Consider the following 15,230-nt stretch of genomic DNA (forward strand, 5'->3'; position numbering starts at 1 on the left):
TTGTATTCAAGGATCATTCATGCGCGAAGTCTCCCTCGCTTTGACATCAAGTTGTTTCTCGCCCGATTACGCTACAGCACGCGCTAAATTTCAAATGGCCGCGGCCCAGGCAGGCGCTGTACTGCATGTTTACCTCAACGATGATGCAACGGCACCCAACGGCGGTAGCCTGACCACCGACGTTGCCATAATCGGACCGCTGGAGAGCAAGCGGGCAATGATCGTGGTGAGCGGCACTCACGGCCCGGAGTGCTTCATCGGTTCCGCTGCGCAAATCGCCTTTATGCAAGCCCTGGGAGCTCACGCTGAGGCACTTGATGTTCGAGTGGTGCTGATCCATGCAATCAATCCGTGGGGGGCTGCTCATGTGAGCCGGTGCACCGAAGGCCTCGTCGACCTCAATCGAAACTTCATCGATTGGACGCAGCCTGTTCCCCAGAACCTTGAATATGAGCATCTGCACCCCTGGATTGGCCCGCATGAACTTGACGTGAGCGCTGCCGAGGAGGCCCAGCGCACTATCGATGCATGGATCGATGACAAGGGCATGCCTGCGTTTACCGACGCCAGTATGCGCGGGCAATACACGCATCCAGAGGGCTTGAGTTATGGTGGCAAGGGGCCTGAATGGTCTCATCTGGCACTTCAGTCAATTATTGAACAGCACCTTCGTGGTGCTGAAAAAGTCGCTTTAATTGATTGGCATACGGGGCTTGGGGAGACAGGAGAACCGTTTTTCCTTTGTTTCAGTGACCGCAATAGCGAGGCATGGAACCGGGCATGTGAATGGTGGGGTCAGCCCAATATCGAAAACCCCGCCGGTTTTGATGGGGCGGCACGTCCGCAATATACCGGCTTGCTGTTTCAAGGGATTTCCCGATTCGTAGCACCGGCTCAATTGACGGGCGCGGTTATCGAGCTTGGCACCGTACCGCTGGACAAGCTTCAGCAGGCATTGAAGGCCGACAGGCGTCTACACAGCGGTTCGGTCTCCGATCCTATTGAGCGTCAAGCTTTGCTTACGCAAATAACTCAGGCGTTTTCACCTGATGCTGTGAGCTGGCAACAAAGCGCCCTAAGTCATGCTGTTGCCATTCAACAGCAGGCGCTGAATGGGCTAATCGCGTGGCGGGACTGAATCGCGTCACCTTTGCACTTACCTTTCCACGTCCCTGCTGCTGAGATTAAACAAATGCATCATCCAGATACCCTCGTAGTCAATACCGGTCGCAATTCTGAGCGTTTCGGTGGGCTCATAAATACTCCGGTTTTTCGTGGCTCGACCATACTCGTGCCCAGCTTTGATGCTTGGGAAGCGTGCAAGCGCGACGGTAATCCTTATGCACATTACGGTCGGTTTGGTACCGAAACAACACGTGCCTTTGAGTCAGCTATTGCCGAACTGGAAGGGGGCTATGCCAGTCTCGTATTTCCATCGGGGCTTTCGGCCTGTACTCATGCGGTGATGGCTTTTGTGGCCGCAGGTGATCACATTTTAATAACTGACAATGTGTACGGGCCAACCCGCATGTTCGCTGACAGGGTGCTGACTCGCTTGGGTGTCGAGGTGGAGTATTTCAACCCAATTAACGTGGAAGATCTAACGTCAAAACTTCGAAAAAATACAAGTGTGGTGTTTATTGAATCCCCAGGATCGTTGACCTTTGAAATCTCGGATGTACGTGCTCTGTCTAATGCTGCGCACAGCGTCGGTGCAAAAGTATTGTTGGACAACACTTGGGCGACCCCTCTTTATTTCAAGCCATTCGATCACGGAGTAGACATTTCAATTCAAGCGGCCACTAAATACATCGTCGGTCATTCAGATGCCTTGCTTGGTACCGCCACAGCCAATGAAGGCGCGTGGGAGCAGTTGCAGGCCAGCGCCCATGATTTTGGCGAAACCGCGGGTCCCGATGATATTTTTCTAGGTCTGCGTGGTATTCGCAGCCTAAGTGTGCGATTGCAACGTCATTGGGAAAATGGTTTAGCCCTAGCTCAATGTTTGCAGACGCATCCAGCGGTGGCCCAAGTGCATCACCCTGCATTGGCTAATGATCCGAGCCATGATCTCTGGACACGAGACTTCAGAGGCGCGAGCGGTCTATTTTCTTTGCAATTGAAAAGCACTGACATGGAACGCGTCAGGTGTTTCTTCGACAGCCTAAAACACTTTGGAATTGGTTTGTCTTGGGGGGGGTATGAAAGTCTAGTTTTACCGATTGGCAAACCTTCTCGTACTGTACAAAACTGGGAGAAGTCAGGTTATCTTGTTCGAGTGCATGCTGGTTTAGAAAATTTAAACGAGCTTCAATCTGACATGATTCAAGCTCTTGACCAGGTCGTTAAAAAAACTTCTGTAAATGTAGCGTAAGTGAGTTTCCGAGAAAGTGTTAAATGCTACGCCCGCTGATGCCTCTAATATCCAGGCCATCTATGCTCCAATAGTTTTGGACACCGTCATTCGTTTGAGCTAGTACCACCGACAATCGACGAGATCGCGGAGCGACTTACAGTAACACTGCCAACGTCCCCCTATCTGGTAGCTCAGTTTTCAGTCGGCAGAACAGCCTCTACTCGGTCAGTTTTCGGTCAGCGGCAACAGCGCTGGAGCATTCCACGCTGAAATTCTCGTGCAGCTTGAGACGAAGGCGCCCGTCAGCAGCATGGAGCAACAAAGTTCCCAGCTGATTGAACGGATCATTGGAATGGATCAATGAGAGATCAGGAATGCAGGTGTGCGAAATGACCTGATCAGCCCGGATCTCGTTGTTCGCGATCAGTTGATAGGTTCCACCGGGCGCCTGATGCGATAGCGCATAGAACGATGACAGCGACGGCTGGTTATCCAGATCGATGAGCAGAGTACGGATCCCTGCATCGGCGCAGAACGCGCCTAGATTGACGTCGACCGTGGTTTTACCCGACCCGCCTTTGGTTTAAACGACTGCAGCGACTTTCATGATATTTACCTCTGAATCGTGGGATTTGAGATACATTCATTAAGCAAGTGTTTTACAAAGACATTTTACAAAAAATATAAAAACTATATCCCTAAGGCTATCCTAATTAATCCGAGATTTTATGGAAACTCCTGGGTCACCATGAACACCGTAGTTGCGTCCATCCCGCTTACCGATCATTGCATTGAGTTTGACAGTTTTTGTAAAGTGACGCGTGTCTATGCTTGCTAACAAATGGCACTGACGTTGACCATAGTTCGCTCTAGACTTCGGCGATTCAGTTAGCCATCACACCTTTTCAATTAGCAACAGCTACTATCGTGGGTCGATCCCAAGATGCTGCAAGGCAAACCTTGGCAATCCAAGCGCAAGCTCACACAAGGCATGATGCAGCTTTTCTCGACCTTTTTTGTGAGCTGGCACGATCTACCCGGTCCGGGAAGTTGGCCGCAACGGATATAAACGACTACGCGCAAACGTTGTGGGCCTGCACGTAGCTTATCGATTGGGGGTACGCAACCATTGTTCACAGACTGCCGTGACACCCCATCCGTCAGATAGCCTCGGGTAAGTTCTGAGCCTTTTCCGGCGGTTTGATTGAGCCGATGTACACCGCGAAGATAGTCAGCAGCGCGCCGGCAATCTGTAGCGAGGAGCTTGCCTTGCCGAGAAAAGCGACGTCGATGAAGTAAGTGATCACCGGTTCGAGCAGCAGAATCAGTCCGGCCAGCCCCAGGCTGATGGCGCCGATCGAACGATTGACCAGCAGCCAACCGACGAATTGCACCAGCACCCCGTAAATCACCAGCATCACCAGGGTTTGTCCGTCCACGATGGCCAGGCTTTCCCCGGTCGCCAGCGCGTATACCAGCAATACCAGGGCTGCCCACAGACTCAAGTTGAGCATCTGCGCAATCTTGTCACCGCCACCATCAGACAGCTGGGTGTTGATCTTCAAGAAGTACACGCAAATGGCATACGCCAGCCCCGACAGCACCCCATACACCACGCCTTTGATCCCGACTCCGCTGGTCATCTCCGGCAGCAGCAACAGGTACAGCCCGACGAAGGCCAGCGAGATGGAAATCAGGAAGTAGATCGAGGGCTTTTCCTTCAACAGGTACAGCCCCAGCAAGGTCATAAAGAACACCTGGCAGTTGGTCAGGATCGAGCCGATGCCCGGGCCAACGATGTAGATGCTCTGATGCCACAGCACCAGGTCGATCGCCAGAAATACCCCGGCCAATGCGGTGTAGAGCTGGGCCTTGGCGCTTTTCAGTCGCACCGGCGTCTTGCGCACCTTGAGGAGCAGGAAGAACAGGATCGAGGCGATCAGCATCCGATAGAATCCGGCACCACCGGCGCCGATATGTGCGAAAGCCACCGCCAGTGCTGACAGGCTGAGCATCAGCCCGCCGATGGTCAGCTCGATGATTGCCCGGTTGTTATTAGTCGACATGGGAGACCTCATTGGTAAAGCGCAACGTATCTGTATCAGTGTCCGACTCGCTGGACGAGGGGTGTTCCAGTACCTGCTGCATGGCCAAAAAAATGCTCGCCAGTCCGGTCTGCAGGGTTTCTGCGTCGATGGTCAGGGCCGGCATTAACTTGAGCACCTGATCTTCCGGGCCGCAGCGCTCGATGATCAATCGGCGCGCAAAGCACGCGCGCGTGACCGCGGCGGTCAATGACGCATCGTGGAACTCAATGCCATAAAACAGCCCGCGCCCACGCACCTGCTTGATATGCACCGCGAAGCGCTCGGTAACCTTGGCGAGCCAGGTCTTTAGGAGCGTTTCATTGGCCTGGATGTGCTTGACGAGACGGTCGTCGCTCCAGAATTCCTGCAAGGTATTGGTCGCGGCGACGAAGGCCAGGGTGTTGCCACGGAAGGTGCCGTTGTCTTCGCCGGGCGACCATTGATCCAGCTCTGGACGATGCAGCAGCAGGGCGAACGGTAGTCCGTAACCACTGAGGGATTTCGACAGGCAGACCATGTCCGGGGTGATACCGGACGGCTCGAAACTGAAGAAGGTCCCGGTGCGACCGCATCCGGCCTGGATATCATCGATGATCAGCAGGATGTCGTGCCTGGCCGTCAGTTTGCGCAAGCGCACCAGCCAGTCGGCGGACGCTACGTTGATCCCGCCTTCGCCCTGAACGGTTTCCAGAATCACCGCCGCCGGAAGATCCATGCCGGAGCTGTTGTCGTTCAGCAAACGTTCGAAATACTCGACGGAATCCAGACCTTTCAAATAACCGTCATAGGGCATGCGGAACACATATGGGTCGACGCCAGGTTGGCGATTATCGCGGTTGCCGGTCAGCCCTAGCGAGGTGTTCGACATCCCGTGAAAGCCATTGGTGAACGCTACGATATGCTGTCGCCCGGTGACCTTGCGCGCCAGTTTGATGGCCGACTCCACCACACTGGTGCCCGTGGGCGAGGTGAACTGCATTTTGTAAGACAGTGCCCGTGGCTCAAGAATGATCTTGCGGAAGTTGAAGAGAAATTCCTGCTTGGCCCGGCTGTGCATGTCCAGCGCCGCCTGGATCCCGTCACGCTGCAAGTAGTCGATTACCGCTGCCTTGACCGGCTTAGGGTTGTGACCATAGTTGACCGAGCCGGCGCAACTTAGAAAGTCGATGTAGGCCTGACCCTTGAGGTCGTACAGATAGCTGCCCTGAGCCTGGTCGAAGACCACGGGGAAACTGCGGCAATAACTTCGCGCCTGGGACTCGACCTCGGCAAATATACCCAACTCATCCATTCCTGAAATTTCCATTTACGGCCTACTCATATAAGGGGTCGAGGTGCGTGCGATTAAAGGCGATTCAGGCGATTTTTTCTGCGACGTCTTCCAGCTCCAGTTGTTCGCTCAACGACGTGAAAATATCCCGGGCCCGCAGCGACAACAGACTGAAGGAGCCGGCATCGCCGTAGCCGTGGGACGACTCGCACAAGCCATTGAGGTAAAGCGCCGGCAAGTTGCAGCCTGCGCGCGCGGACAGGCGATAATCGCGCCCGATGCGAATCACGCCCTGGGCATCACAGTCCAGGCTTTCGGCCAGGTCGCGCAGAATGGAGGGGAAACGCTCGTCCTGTGCGCCGGTGCCTAGATTGCGGAATCCGGTAGCCAGCACGACAGCGTCCAACTCAGGCAGTTGTTCGGTGGTCCCGGCCTGAGTGTCGAGTAGCGTCAGTGAGTAGCTGTGCCCGGTGGCTGTGCAAGCCTCGATGTCACTGAAACTCTTGATGGTGATTCTGTTTTTGCCCTGCAACTTGTCTTCATATATTCCTACATACAACTCCGAGATCACGTCGGCGTCGGCGGCGGAGTAGTTGGTGTAATGCAAGTGGCGGTTGATGTTCTTCTTCGCTTCGGCGGAGCTGTTGTAGTAATGGTCGACAAAGGACGGGAAGTACACGTGCTCCCTGAACTGGCTGGTGTCCTTGAGGCGGAAACCGTAGCCGCGCTGGATGTTGATAATCTCGAGGTGCGGGTAGCTGTGGCGCAGGTGCAGCATGATCTCGATTGCACTCTGGCTGCCGCCCACTACCGCGACCCGCTTCAACTCGCGCTGTTGCGCCAGTTGCGCCAAGCGCCCGAGATACTGGGTCAAATGGAAAACCTGGTCGGCGGCGCAGTCGGTGAATGCCTGCGGAATCACGGGTGTCCGCCCGGGTGCGACGACCAGCGAGCGAGCAAAAAACTTGCTCCCGGTTTGCGTCGTCACGCAATACAGGTTACTGACAGGGTCTGCCTGAATCGATGTCACGGCCTGGTTGTAAGCCACGTCTTTGGCAAAGAAACCCGCGACCCAGCGCACGTACTCGGCGAATTCACTGCGCAGCGGAAACTCCAGGCCAAGATTGAGGTGCTCGAAAAGCCGATCATTTTCGAACAGGAAGTTGGTGAAGGTGTAGCGGCTGCGCGGGTTGCGTGGCGTCACCAGGTCGCGGCTCGGATGATTCTGGATATCGCTGCCCGACAGCATCATCTCCGGTTGCCATTTCGTACTGCCCTGGCGCTCCAGGAACAGGCGTGTTCCGGCAAAGCCTAATTCTTCCAAGGCAATGGCCAAGGCGATGTTCGCGGGCCCAAAGCCTATACCGATAACATCGTAGACTTGCCCGTCACGCCCTGAATCACTGGTATTAACTTTATGAACGCTCACAGCTTTATCCCCATTTATTACAAAAATCAGGCTCGGCAAAGCAGAAAAGCCCCTGAGGTCTTTCCTGCATGCGGCCAACAAAAGTTGTTTGTAGTTATCTTTAATCGATATCGGTAGTGCTGTTTTCTAAACTTCTTGTGCGGCCAGCTTCAACCATTGTTGTACCGGCGCATACGCCAGGATGTTGTCGATATATCCCTGCAGTTGTGCCGGTATGGCAATGCCATAACGACGGAAACGAAATACCACCGGAACAAACATGGCATCGACAATACCGAAGTCGCCGCAGAGGAACTGCTTCGAACCGCTCAGCTCGCGCAGGTTGTTCCAGATATCGAACACGCGCATAACTTCTTCACGCGTCTCGGCGGTCAGCGTTTCAGGGATATCACCGATGTTCAGGCCGAACGACATCTGTGTGCGCAGGTGAGTGAAGCCGGAGTGCATCTCCGCCGCTGCGGCGCGGGCGAGTGCCTTGACCTGCGGGTCCTGAGGCCAGAGGTTGGCGCTAGGATAGGCATCGGCAACGTATTCGCTGATAGCTAGGCTGTCGTTGATCACGATGCCATTGAGTAACAGTGCCGGGACTCGGCCAGAAGGCGAGTGTTCGAGGATTTGCTGACGAGTGTCGTTCTGTTCCAGTTTCACCTGAAGGGTTTCAAACGAAACGTCCGCTGTCACAAGAACCAGCCACGCACGAAATGACCATGACGACTTATTAAAATCCCCAACTACCAGTTTTGTAGACATCGCATCCCCTAGCTTGTTTTATGAAATAGGTGCTAAATTTAGCGACCTTTTTTTCATACGTATTGCACAAAACTGGACAATTGATGGACGGGATTCGCAGTGATAAAACGCCTCAAAAAGATAAGGATTTTGTTCAATTCTGGCGTATACCCGAAGGCGACTGCGAGTTGCTATCTGCGCGTTACAGCACCCAATCTTTCGGCCGACATTCACATGATCGGTACGCCATCGGCGTTATAAGCAGCGGCATTGAAAAGCTTTTTTATCGCGGCAGTTACTACATGGGGGTCGCTGGAAGTGTGGTCACCATTACCCCTGGGGAGATCCATGACGGCTTGCCAGGCCATGATGAGGGCTGGATGTATCGAATGCTCTATATCGACCCAGAATGGGTCAATCGGGTGGTGTTTCAAGGGCGCTTTTCAGACGATCATATTCATCTTTTTCAAACAGCTCTGAGCCAAGCACCCGACTTCGCCCGGATTTTTTTGCATCAACATCAACTCATTGAAAAATCCCCCTCCAGCCTTGAACGGGAAACTATCCTGCTGGATCTGGTGACACAGCTCTTCGAGCGTAGCGGAGCGCCCATCGAATCAGTCAGCGCGGCTGAGCAGCACGCAGTGCAAAAGATCAAGAGAAAGCTCGAAGACGAGTTCGACAAACATCTGTCGCTGGAAGAACTGGCGCAACTGGTGAACCTTGACCCTCTTTACCTGATCCGGGTGTTCAAAAAAAGCGTTGGCGTCTCCCCCCACAGCTATCAAATCCAGAAAAGAATCGCCCAAGTCCAAAAACTGCTGCGCACCGGGTCCAGTCTCGCAGAAGCGTCATTCACTTGCGGCTTCTTCGATCAAAGCCACATGAGCCGGGCCTTCAAAAAAGTAGTCGGCATTACACCGGGCAGTTTCCGTAACAGCAGTGCCTGAGCCTGTAAGTGCCATCCTGGAGTTGATCTTGCCGTAGTGCTTCGGTTTTGCGCGGTCGCGATGCCGATAGCTCCTTGTTCGACTTGCCGCCGCAGATACCCGGCGTAGTCCAGCAAGGTCTGCCGAACAATTTTTCGCGCATGGTTGCACCCTGGCCCATCCTCCGAACGACACCAATGCGTGTCTGAGCGGTTCGACCTCCAGATAGCGTTACTTCAAAGTTGCGGCAATTCTGGGGTAAAGTGATAGGGAGCAAACTATAGTTAAAATGACCAAGCCAGCAAATAATAGAATCGAGGGCCGACAACGTCGACCGTCCTTGTGCTGGTCCAGGCTGCTGACGCTGGCATTGAGCGACTGACCGCTGCTGATCCGGCCACCCTCGCTGTTATCGACCTGGCCTGCTTTCAGATCCAGGCGAGCCTCGCCGCGCACGGTGCCATGCTGGTTGTTCAACAGGCCATTCAACTGCACATCGAGATTGTTAGCGACGACAGTGCCCTGACGGTTATCGAGGCTGCCCAGGCTCAGGCGTGCGTCACCTTTGGCGGCAAACAAGCCGGTTTGGTTGAGTAACCGACCGGCGATGGCGGCGGCCAACGAACCGTCAGAGGTGAGCTTGCCTTCGGTGTTGTCGAGAGTGCTGCTGGTTACGTCAAGGCGGGTACCAGTTGGTCAAAGGTGTGGGTGACGGCGCCTTCAAGATCGGCCGCCACGACTTTATCGGCAAGTCGGGCTACGACGACATGAATGGCGAGATGTCGGCGCTGGGGTACGAATTCACCCACCACTTCAACGAGCACTTCACGCTTAATCACAAGCTGCGTTACTCCGAGTCCGATGTGAAGTGGAAATACCTGCAAGCTCAGACGTCCGCAGCGGCTATCCACAATGCCGCCGATACCGGCATCCTTGCACGGCAATACAGTGATCGCCGTGAGCGTGCTCGAACCCTGGGCCGCGATACCAATATCGAATCGAAATGGCAGCTCGGCAGCGTCGAGCACACCGTTCTGGTCGGTTTTGACGGCTATGACACTTCCTACGACTCCCATAATTTCCGAGGCGTAGCCCCCAGCCTGGACCGTGGCTCGCAGCTCGATATGCTGCAAAAATGTGTCTATTTCCAGGATCAGATCAAGTCGGCGACAAGTGGGTCCTGCAGGTGGGTGGCCGCCACGACTGGGCTGACCAGCAGCAGACGGCGCATCGCAATGGCGCCAAGGCCAGCCAAAGCGACGAAGCCACCACTTGGCGTGCGGGCCTGGTCTACCTGGCGGACAACGGCCTGGCGCCCGATATCAGCTATAGCGAGTCGTTATTCCCGGTTTCCGTTGCGCAAGTCACCGGCCAGACTTTCACCCCCACCGAAGGCAAACAGTAGGAGGTACCAGCGCTTACGACATTCAACATTGGCGTCTCTGCGCCCAACGCTGCCAACGGCTCAATATCTCGATAGAGCTGGAGCATTCCACGCTGAAACTCTCGTGCAGTCAGCATATCCGGGGTGATGGGCGAAATAGCCATGTGTGCCCCAAGCAAGGCCATCTCCAGCACGATGGAGCGAGCGCCTTGGGTATCGATCAGAATCAGACCAAAGTCCTGCTCGAAAGCCGGCAGCAGATTCTTGAGACGAAGGCGCCCGTCAGCAGCATGGAGCAACAAATGTCCCAGCTGATTGAACGGATCATTGGAATGGATCAGTGAGAGATTAGGAATGCAGGTATGCGAAATGACCTGATCAGCTCGAGTCTCGTTGTTCGCGATCAGTTGATAGGTTCCACCGGGCGCCTCATGCGATAGCGCATAGAACGACGACAGCGACGGCTGATTATCCAGATCGATGAGCAGGGTACGGATCCCTGCATCGGCGCAGAACGCGCCCAGATTGACGCCAACCGTGGTTTTACCCGGCCCGCCTTTGGTTGAAACGACTGCAGCGACTTTCATGATATTGACCTCGGAATCGTAGGATTTGAGATGCATTCATGCGGTTCACGCTGTGCGCTTTGATCACCCCGGAAAAATCCAAGGCAAAAAAAAGCCTGCATCGCTGCAGGCTTTTCCCTATCTGGCTCCACGACCTGGACTCGAACCAGGGACCCAATGATTAACAGTCATTTGCTCTACCAACTGAGCTATCGCGGAATGCGCCGTATGTTACTGATTGAAAAGGAGAAGTCAAGCCTTCCCTGAGATCCTGGACGATGAATCCGGATGACCGGTTGAAAGCTGCTGCTCCTTGGCCAGTTCCAGCCAGGCGCGCACGGCGGGTGGTAAGTGGGCGCTGGCTCGCCAGGCCAGGGCGATGTGCCAGTCGGTGTGGGGTTCGTCGAGAGGGATCAGGGCGATGCCCGCGTGTTGGTGCTTGTGCGCCAACATGCGCGGCAGGAAGGCGACGCCGAGGCCGGCCGCGACCAGGTCGACGATGAAGTCGATCTGTCCGCTGCGCGCCGCCACGCGGGGTATCACGCCTTTGCGCTCGCAGGCGGCCAGAATCTTGGCGTTCAGGGCGAAGCCGGCTTCGAACAGGATGAACGGCGAATCCGCCAGGTCGGCGAAGTCAATGCGTTGACGTTGGGCCAAGGGGTGGCTCCTGGGCAGTACGGCCATCAGCGGTTCGTTGCGCACGGGCTGATAATCGAAGCCTGCATCGACCGGCAGCAGCAATGCAGCGAGGTCGACCTCCCCCACCTCCAGGCACTCGCGCAGTCTCTTGCTGCCGTATTCGGTGAGTTCGATGTCGATGTCCGGGTAACGACTGCGATAGGTGGCAAACATCGTCGCAAACAGCACCCCACACCCCACCGGTGGCAGGCCTATGCGCAACACGCCGCGCTTGAGGCCGCGCAGGTCGTTGATCTCGGCGACCAGGTCTTGGTGTTCGGCGAGCAGCACCAGGGCGCGGCGGTAGGCGATCTCACCGGCGGCGGTGAGTTCGTTGCGATGGCCCAGGCGGTCGAGCAGCGGCATGCCGAGTTCCTCTTCCAGAGTCTTGACCGCCTTGCTCACCGTGGATTGGGTCAAGGCCACCACCTCGGCGGCCTGGGAGAATCCGCCCTGGCGTACCACTTCGACGAACGTGCGCAACGTTCTCAAGTTCATGGGTATTCCTTCAGCGACTGACTACTAGCGATAAAAGTTGTTTTTATCATGACAGATATTTGCCTATCCTGACCCGCCCAGCCTTGTGGAGACACGCTTAATGATTATCTCGTCCGCCTCCGACTACCGCGCAGCGGCCAAACGCAAGCTGCCGCGCTTCCTGTTCGACTACATCGACGGCGGTGCCTACGCCGAGCACACGATGCGCGCGAACAGTTCGGACCTGGCCGAGATCAGCCTGCGCCAACGCGTACTGCGCAATGTCGATAACCTCAGCCTCAAGACCACGCTGTTCGGCCAGGCCCTGGACATGCCGGTCATCCTCAGCCCTGTCGGCCTGACCGGCATGTATGCGCGGCGCGGCGAAGTACAGGCGGCGAAGGCGGCGGCGAACAAGGGCATCCCCTTCTGTCTGTCGACGGTGTCGGTGTGTTCGATTGAGGAAGTGGCGGCGCAGAGCCCGCAGTCAATCTGGTTCCAGCTGTATGTGCTCAAGGACCGGGGCTTTATGCGCAATGCCCTGGAGCGGGCCCAGGCAGCTGGGGTCACCACCCTGGTGTTCACCGTGGACATGCCCACGCCCGGGGCGCGCTACCGCGATGCCCACTCGGGCATGTCCGGGCCGTTCGCGGCGCAGCGGCGCATGTTGCAGGCCGTCACCAAGCCACAATGGGCATTCGACGTAGGGCTCATGGGCCGCCCCCATGACCTGGGCAATATCTCCAAGTACCTCGGCAAACCCACCCACCTGGAAGATTACATCGGCTGGCTGGCCAATAACTTCGACCCCTCCATCAGTTGGAAAGACCTGGAGTGGATCCGCGAATTCTGGAAAGGCCCGATGATCATCAAGGGCATCCTCGACCCCCAGGACGCCAAGGACGCAGTGAGTTTCGGCGCCGACGGCATCGTGGTTTCCAACCATGGCGGCCGTCAGCTGGACGGTGTGCTGTCCACTGCCAAGGCCTTGCCACCGATTGCCGATGTCGTGGGCGATGACCTGACGGTGCTGGTGGACTCTGGCATTCGTTCCGGGCTGGACGTGGTGCGCATGCTCGCCTTGGGCGCCAAGGCGTGCCTGCTGGGACGCGCCACCGCCTATGCACTGGCCGCCGATGGTCAGCGCGGGGTAGAGAACCTGCTGGACATCTTCGCCAAGGAAATGCGCGTGGCCATGACGTTGACCGGTGTCACGTCCATTGACCAGATTGACTCCAGCACGCTGGTGCAATCAGTCAAATAACTGACGTCATTGCTTAACGACCGTTTTTTTACTTTAAAAACGCTCTTTGATTTGTAAGGACTTTTATTTATTTAAACGAAATGGCACGAATCTCGCTCTAACACCTTCCAAGCAGGTCAAGCGATGACAAGACGTGTGGCAGTGCCCAGGGGTTATAACCCCTGGTAAAGCGGTCTAAACTGTTTCCAATGTTTTACGGAACTGAAGGAACAGTAAGACGCCTGGCATTCGCCACTCTCATCCAGCCTGTAAGACAGCTAAGTGCTTAGAGGCCGTTTGCTTATGAAAACACCAACCCAGACCAACGCAGTTGACTTCGACAGTGCCAAATTGCAACGCCTGGGCTTTGGTCAGCCATCACTCGTACCTCGCCGCCCGACAACCGTCGCACAACTTCGCCAGCAACTGGGGATGCAATTGCAGACCAGCCTGGAACCGCAGCGCCTCCTCGCGGTGTTTTTCCGTGAGATCCAGCGCCTGGTACCTCTGGATGCCCTGCAATATCGCCACGAAACCAGCGACCTGCGCCTGGAGTTCGGCCACCGCGGCCACCATTCGGTGAGCTACAGCCTGAGCCACGAAGGCGAGCACCTCGGCGAGCTGATCTTTCGCCGCAACCAGCGCCTGCTGGAGGAGGAGCTCGGCCAGCTCGAATCACTGCTGTCGACCCTGCTCTACCCGATGCGCAACGCCCTACTCTACCGCGCCGCCACCCGCAGCGCCCTGCGCGACCCGTTGACCGAAACGGGCAACCGCATTGCCATGGACCAGACCCTGCAACGGGAAATCGACATGGCGCGTCGGCACCTGAACCCGCTGTCCTTGCTGATGCTGGACATCGACCACTTCAAGATCATCAACGATACCCACGGCCATGCGGCCGGCGATAACGTATTGCGCACGGTCGCCGGGGCAATCAAGAGCCAGTTGCGTAACGTGGACATGGTGTTTCGGTTTGGCGGGGAAGAGTTTCTGATCCTGCTGTCCAACACCGGCCGGGATGCGGCGGCCATGGTCGGTGAACGCCTGCGCCAGGCGGCAAAGGCCCAGGATTATTGGGCGGATGGAACACGGATCGAATTGACGGTGAGCCTCGGTTGTTCGACCCTGCTGGCCGCCGAGTCGGCCGACAGCCTGTTGCGCCGCGCCGACAGCGCCTTGTACGTGGCCAAGCGCGAAGGCCGTAATCGCCTGGCAATGGCGGGGTAAGACCCCGCCATCCCCGTTACATCACGCTTCGCTGGCGACACGCAACGGGCGCTCACGCACAGCAGCGCTCGCAGGTTTTTCTTTCTCCAGGCGCATGCAACGTTCCAGGAACAGGTACATGTAGTCGTAGCTCTTGCACACGGCTTGGCGCAACTCTGCCTGCAGTTCCTTGGTCGGGTTCATCCCGGCCAGGGTGCAGATGATTTCCAGGGCTTCCCAAGGATGGGCGTCGTCGTACTGGGCGTGCATCTTCAGCCACTTCATCGCACGCTTGCGGTCTTCCTCGGGAAAGGCCGCCGCATACACGCCGGTGGAGCACACCACTGCCGACCACTCTCCCGTCGCGCCCTCGATCGCATAGTTGGTCGCGGCAACAGCCACAATCAACGAATCGGCCGAGCTGGTGTGCCAACACCAATGGCTCAGCGCATGCAGCTCCGGCGGCACGTTCTGGGCCTGCAACTCTTCGAGGCTGACGCCGTGGGCACGCGCCCAATGGACCCAATAGTCCGCGTGGTTCAGCTCCACACGGATATTGCGCATCAGCCAACGTCGCGCCATGTCTTCCCCTGGATGGCGGGCAAACTTGGTCTTGGTGAGGTTCTGTGCCATGTACAAGGCAAACTGTTCCACCACGGGCCAGCCACCGATCAGGTAGTGACGCATGGTTTTGGCGCTGAGCGTGTTGTCACGCATGCGTTGGTACAGTTCGTGTTCGACAACCCGGCGCTTGCTCTCGCTGCAGTCCTGGATCAATTGCTGAGCCCAGGCGGGGTAACTTGAGGCTTCCATAAGCGGACCGGTTCTGCTGAATGTGTCGATCACTATTTAAGGCTCCTTTTTAAGTGTGAT

The 15,230-nt window shown here is 56.3% G+C and carries 15 protein-coding genes, 1 tRNA gene and 2 pseudogenes; 6 read left to right on the forward strand and 12 right to left on the reverse strand.

Annotated features, from left to right (window positions below; translation table 11 throughout):
• The first annotated feature begins 19 nt into the window (after window positions 1–19).
• Window positions 20–1,138 carry a DUF2817 domain-containing protein gene (locus ACHPFG_RS22195; protein ID WP_431700441.1) on the forward strand — a complete coding sequence of 373 codons (1,119 nt, stop codon included), beginning with the start codon at window positions 20–22 and terminating at the stop codon, window positions 1,136–1,138.
• A 54-nt stretch (window positions 1,139–1,192) separates the two neighbouring features.
• Window positions 1,193–2,374: a cystathionine beta-lyase gene (gene metC, locus ACHPFG_RS22200; RefSeq protein ID WP_184743318.1), complete on the forward strand. Its 1,182-nt coding sequence runs from the start codon at window positions 1,193–1,195 to the stop codon at window positions 2,372–2,374.
• 265 nt (window positions 2,375–2,639) lie between these two features.
• On the opposite strand, the pseudogene ACHPFG_RS22205 reads toward metC, so the two are convergent.
• From ACHPFG_RS22205 to ACHPFG_RS22225, 5 genes and pseudogenes are all read right to left on the reverse strand, one after another.
• Window positions 2,640–2,963, reverse strand: a pseudogene (locus ACHPFG_RS22205) (ParA family protein); the annotation flags it as partial.
• A 553-nt stretch (window positions 2,964–3,516) separates the two neighbouring features.
• The gene (locus ACHPFG_RS22210; RefSeq protein ID WP_431700442.1) at window positions 3,517–4,422 is read right to left on the reverse strand and encodes a DMT family transporter; all 906 of its coding nucleotides are present in this window, start codon (window positions 4,420–4,422) and stop codon (window positions 3,517–3,519) included.
• The gene (gene ectB / locus ACHPFG_RS22215) at window positions 4,412–5,734 is read right to left on the reverse strand and encodes a diaminobutyrate--2-oxoglutarate transaminase (protein WP_431703510.1); all 1,323 of its coding nucleotides are present in this window, start codon (window positions 5,732–5,734) and stop codon (window positions 4,412–4,414) included. Before ectB ends, ACHPFG_RS22210 begins: the two co-directional genes overlap by 11 nt.
• A gap of 64 nt (window positions 5,735–5,798) precedes the next feature.
• A complete protein-coding gene (locus ACHPFG_RS22220) occupies window positions 5,799–7,142 on the reverse strand; it encodes a SidA/IucD/PvdA family monooxygenase (RefSeq protein WP_431700443.1) in 1,344 nt (447 codons plus the stop codon).
• A 126-nt stretch (window positions 7,143–7,268) separates the two neighbouring features.
• Window positions 7,269–7,892 (reverse strand): glutathione S-transferase family protein, encoded by a 624-nt coding sequence (locus tag ACHPFG_RS22225; RefSeq protein WP_431700444.1) that lies wholly within the window; start codon window positions 7,890–7,892, stop codon window positions 7,269–7,271.
• An 83-nt stretch (window positions 7,893–7,975) separates the two neighbouring features.
• On the opposite strand from ACHPFG_RS22225, the gene ACHPFG_RS22230 reads away from it, so the two are divergent.
• The gene (locus ACHPFG_RS22230) at window positions 7,976–8,821 is read left to right on the forward strand and encodes a helix-turn-helix domain-containing protein (RefSeq protein WP_431700445.1); all 846 of its coding nucleotides are present in this window, start codon (window positions 7,976–7,978) and stop codon (window positions 8,819–8,821) included.
• 20 nt (window positions 8,822–8,841) lie between these two features.
• On the opposite strand, the pseudogene ACHPFG_RS22235 reads toward ACHPFG_RS22230, so the two are convergent.
• The 3 genes and pseudogenes from ACHPFG_RS22235 to ACHPFG_RS22245 form a co-directional block, all read right to left on the reverse strand.
• A pseudogene (locus ACHPFG_RS22235) lies at window positions 8,842–8,997 on the reverse strand (integrase domain-containing protein); the annotation flags it as partial.
• Between the two features lie 34 nt (window positions 8,998–9,031).
• The gene (locus tag ACHPFG_RS22240; RefSeq protein ID WP_431700446.1) at window positions 9,032–9,421 is read right to left on the reverse strand and encodes a hypothetical protein; all 390 of its coding nucleotides are present in this window, start codon (window positions 9,419–9,421) and stop codon (window positions 9,032–9,034) included.
• A gap of 50 nt (window positions 9,422–9,471) precedes the next feature.
• On the reverse strand, window positions 9,472–9,933 hold the full coding sequence (locus ACHPFG_RS22245; protein ID WP_431700447.1) for a hypothetical protein: 462 nt from the start codon (window positions 9,931–9,933) through the stop codon (window positions 9,472–9,474).
• Window positions 9,934–9,935: 2 nt separating this feature from the next.
• On the opposite strand from ACHPFG_RS22245, the gene ACHPFG_RS22250 reads away from it, so the two are divergent.
• Entirely contained in the window at window positions 9,936–10,205 is a 270-nt protein-coding gene (locus tag ACHPFG_RS22250; protein WP_431700448.1) for a TonB-dependent receptor domain-containing protein, read from the forward strand.
• On the opposite strand, the gene ACHPFG_RS22255 is transcribed toward ACHPFG_RS22250, so the two are convergent.
• The 3 genes from ACHPFG_RS22255 to ACHPFG_RS22265 all read right to left on the reverse strand — a co-directional run bounded on the left by ACHPFG_RS22255 (window position 10,127) and on the right by ACHPFG_RS22265 (window position 11,926).
• Window positions 10,127–10,771: a ParA family protein gene (locus ACHPFG_RS22255; RefSeq protein ID WP_431700449.1), complete on the reverse strand. Its 645-nt coding sequence runs from the start codon at window positions 10,769–10,771 to the stop codon at window positions 10,127–10,129. The two genes, ACHPFG_RS22250 and ACHPFG_RS22255, sit on opposite strands and share 79 nt — an antisense overlap.
• A 122-nt stretch (window positions 10,772–10,893) precedes the next feature.
• Window positions 10,894–10,969, reverse strand: a tRNA-Asn gene (locus tag ACHPFG_RS22260).
• 33 nt (window positions 10,970–11,002) lie between these two features.
• On the reverse strand, window positions 11,003–11,926 hold the full coding sequence (locus ACHPFG_RS22265; protein WP_431700450.1) for a LysR family transcriptional regulator: 924 nt from the start codon (window positions 11,924–11,926) through the stop codon (window positions 11,003–11,005).
• A 100-nt stretch (window positions 11,927–12,026) separates the two neighbouring features.
• Between ACHPFG_RS22265 and lldD the strand changes: the two genes are divergently transcribed.
• A complete protein-coding gene (gene lldD, locus ACHPFG_RS22270; RefSeq protein WP_145336461.1) occupies window positions 12,027–13,169 on the forward strand; it encodes an FMN-dependent L-lactate dehydrogenase LldD in 1,143 nt (380 codons plus the stop codon).
• Between the two features lie 282 nt (window positions 13,170–13,451).
• A complete protein-coding gene (locus ACHPFG_RS22275) occupies window positions 13,452–14,378 on the forward strand; it encodes a GGDEF domain-containing protein (RefSeq protein ID WP_184743324.1) in 927 nt (308 codons plus the stop codon).
• A gap of 21 nt (window positions 14,379–14,399) precedes the next feature.
• Here the strand turns inward: ACHPFG_RS22275 and ACHPFG_RS22280 are convergent, their stop codons facing one another.
• Window positions 14,400–15,170, reverse strand: a complete 771-nt coding sequence (locus ACHPFG_RS22280; protein WP_205885841.1) for a TenA family transcriptional regulator — start codon at window positions 15,168–15,170, stop codon at window positions 14,400–14,402.
• Between the last annotated feature and the right edge of the window lie 60 nt (window positions 15,171–15,230).

Origin of the sequence: Pseudomonas sp. BR20 (genome assembly GCF_050780135.1) — a bacterium.
Lineage (GTDB): Bacteria > Pseudomonadota > Gammaproteobacteria > Pseudomonadales > Pseudomonadaceae > Aquipseudomonas.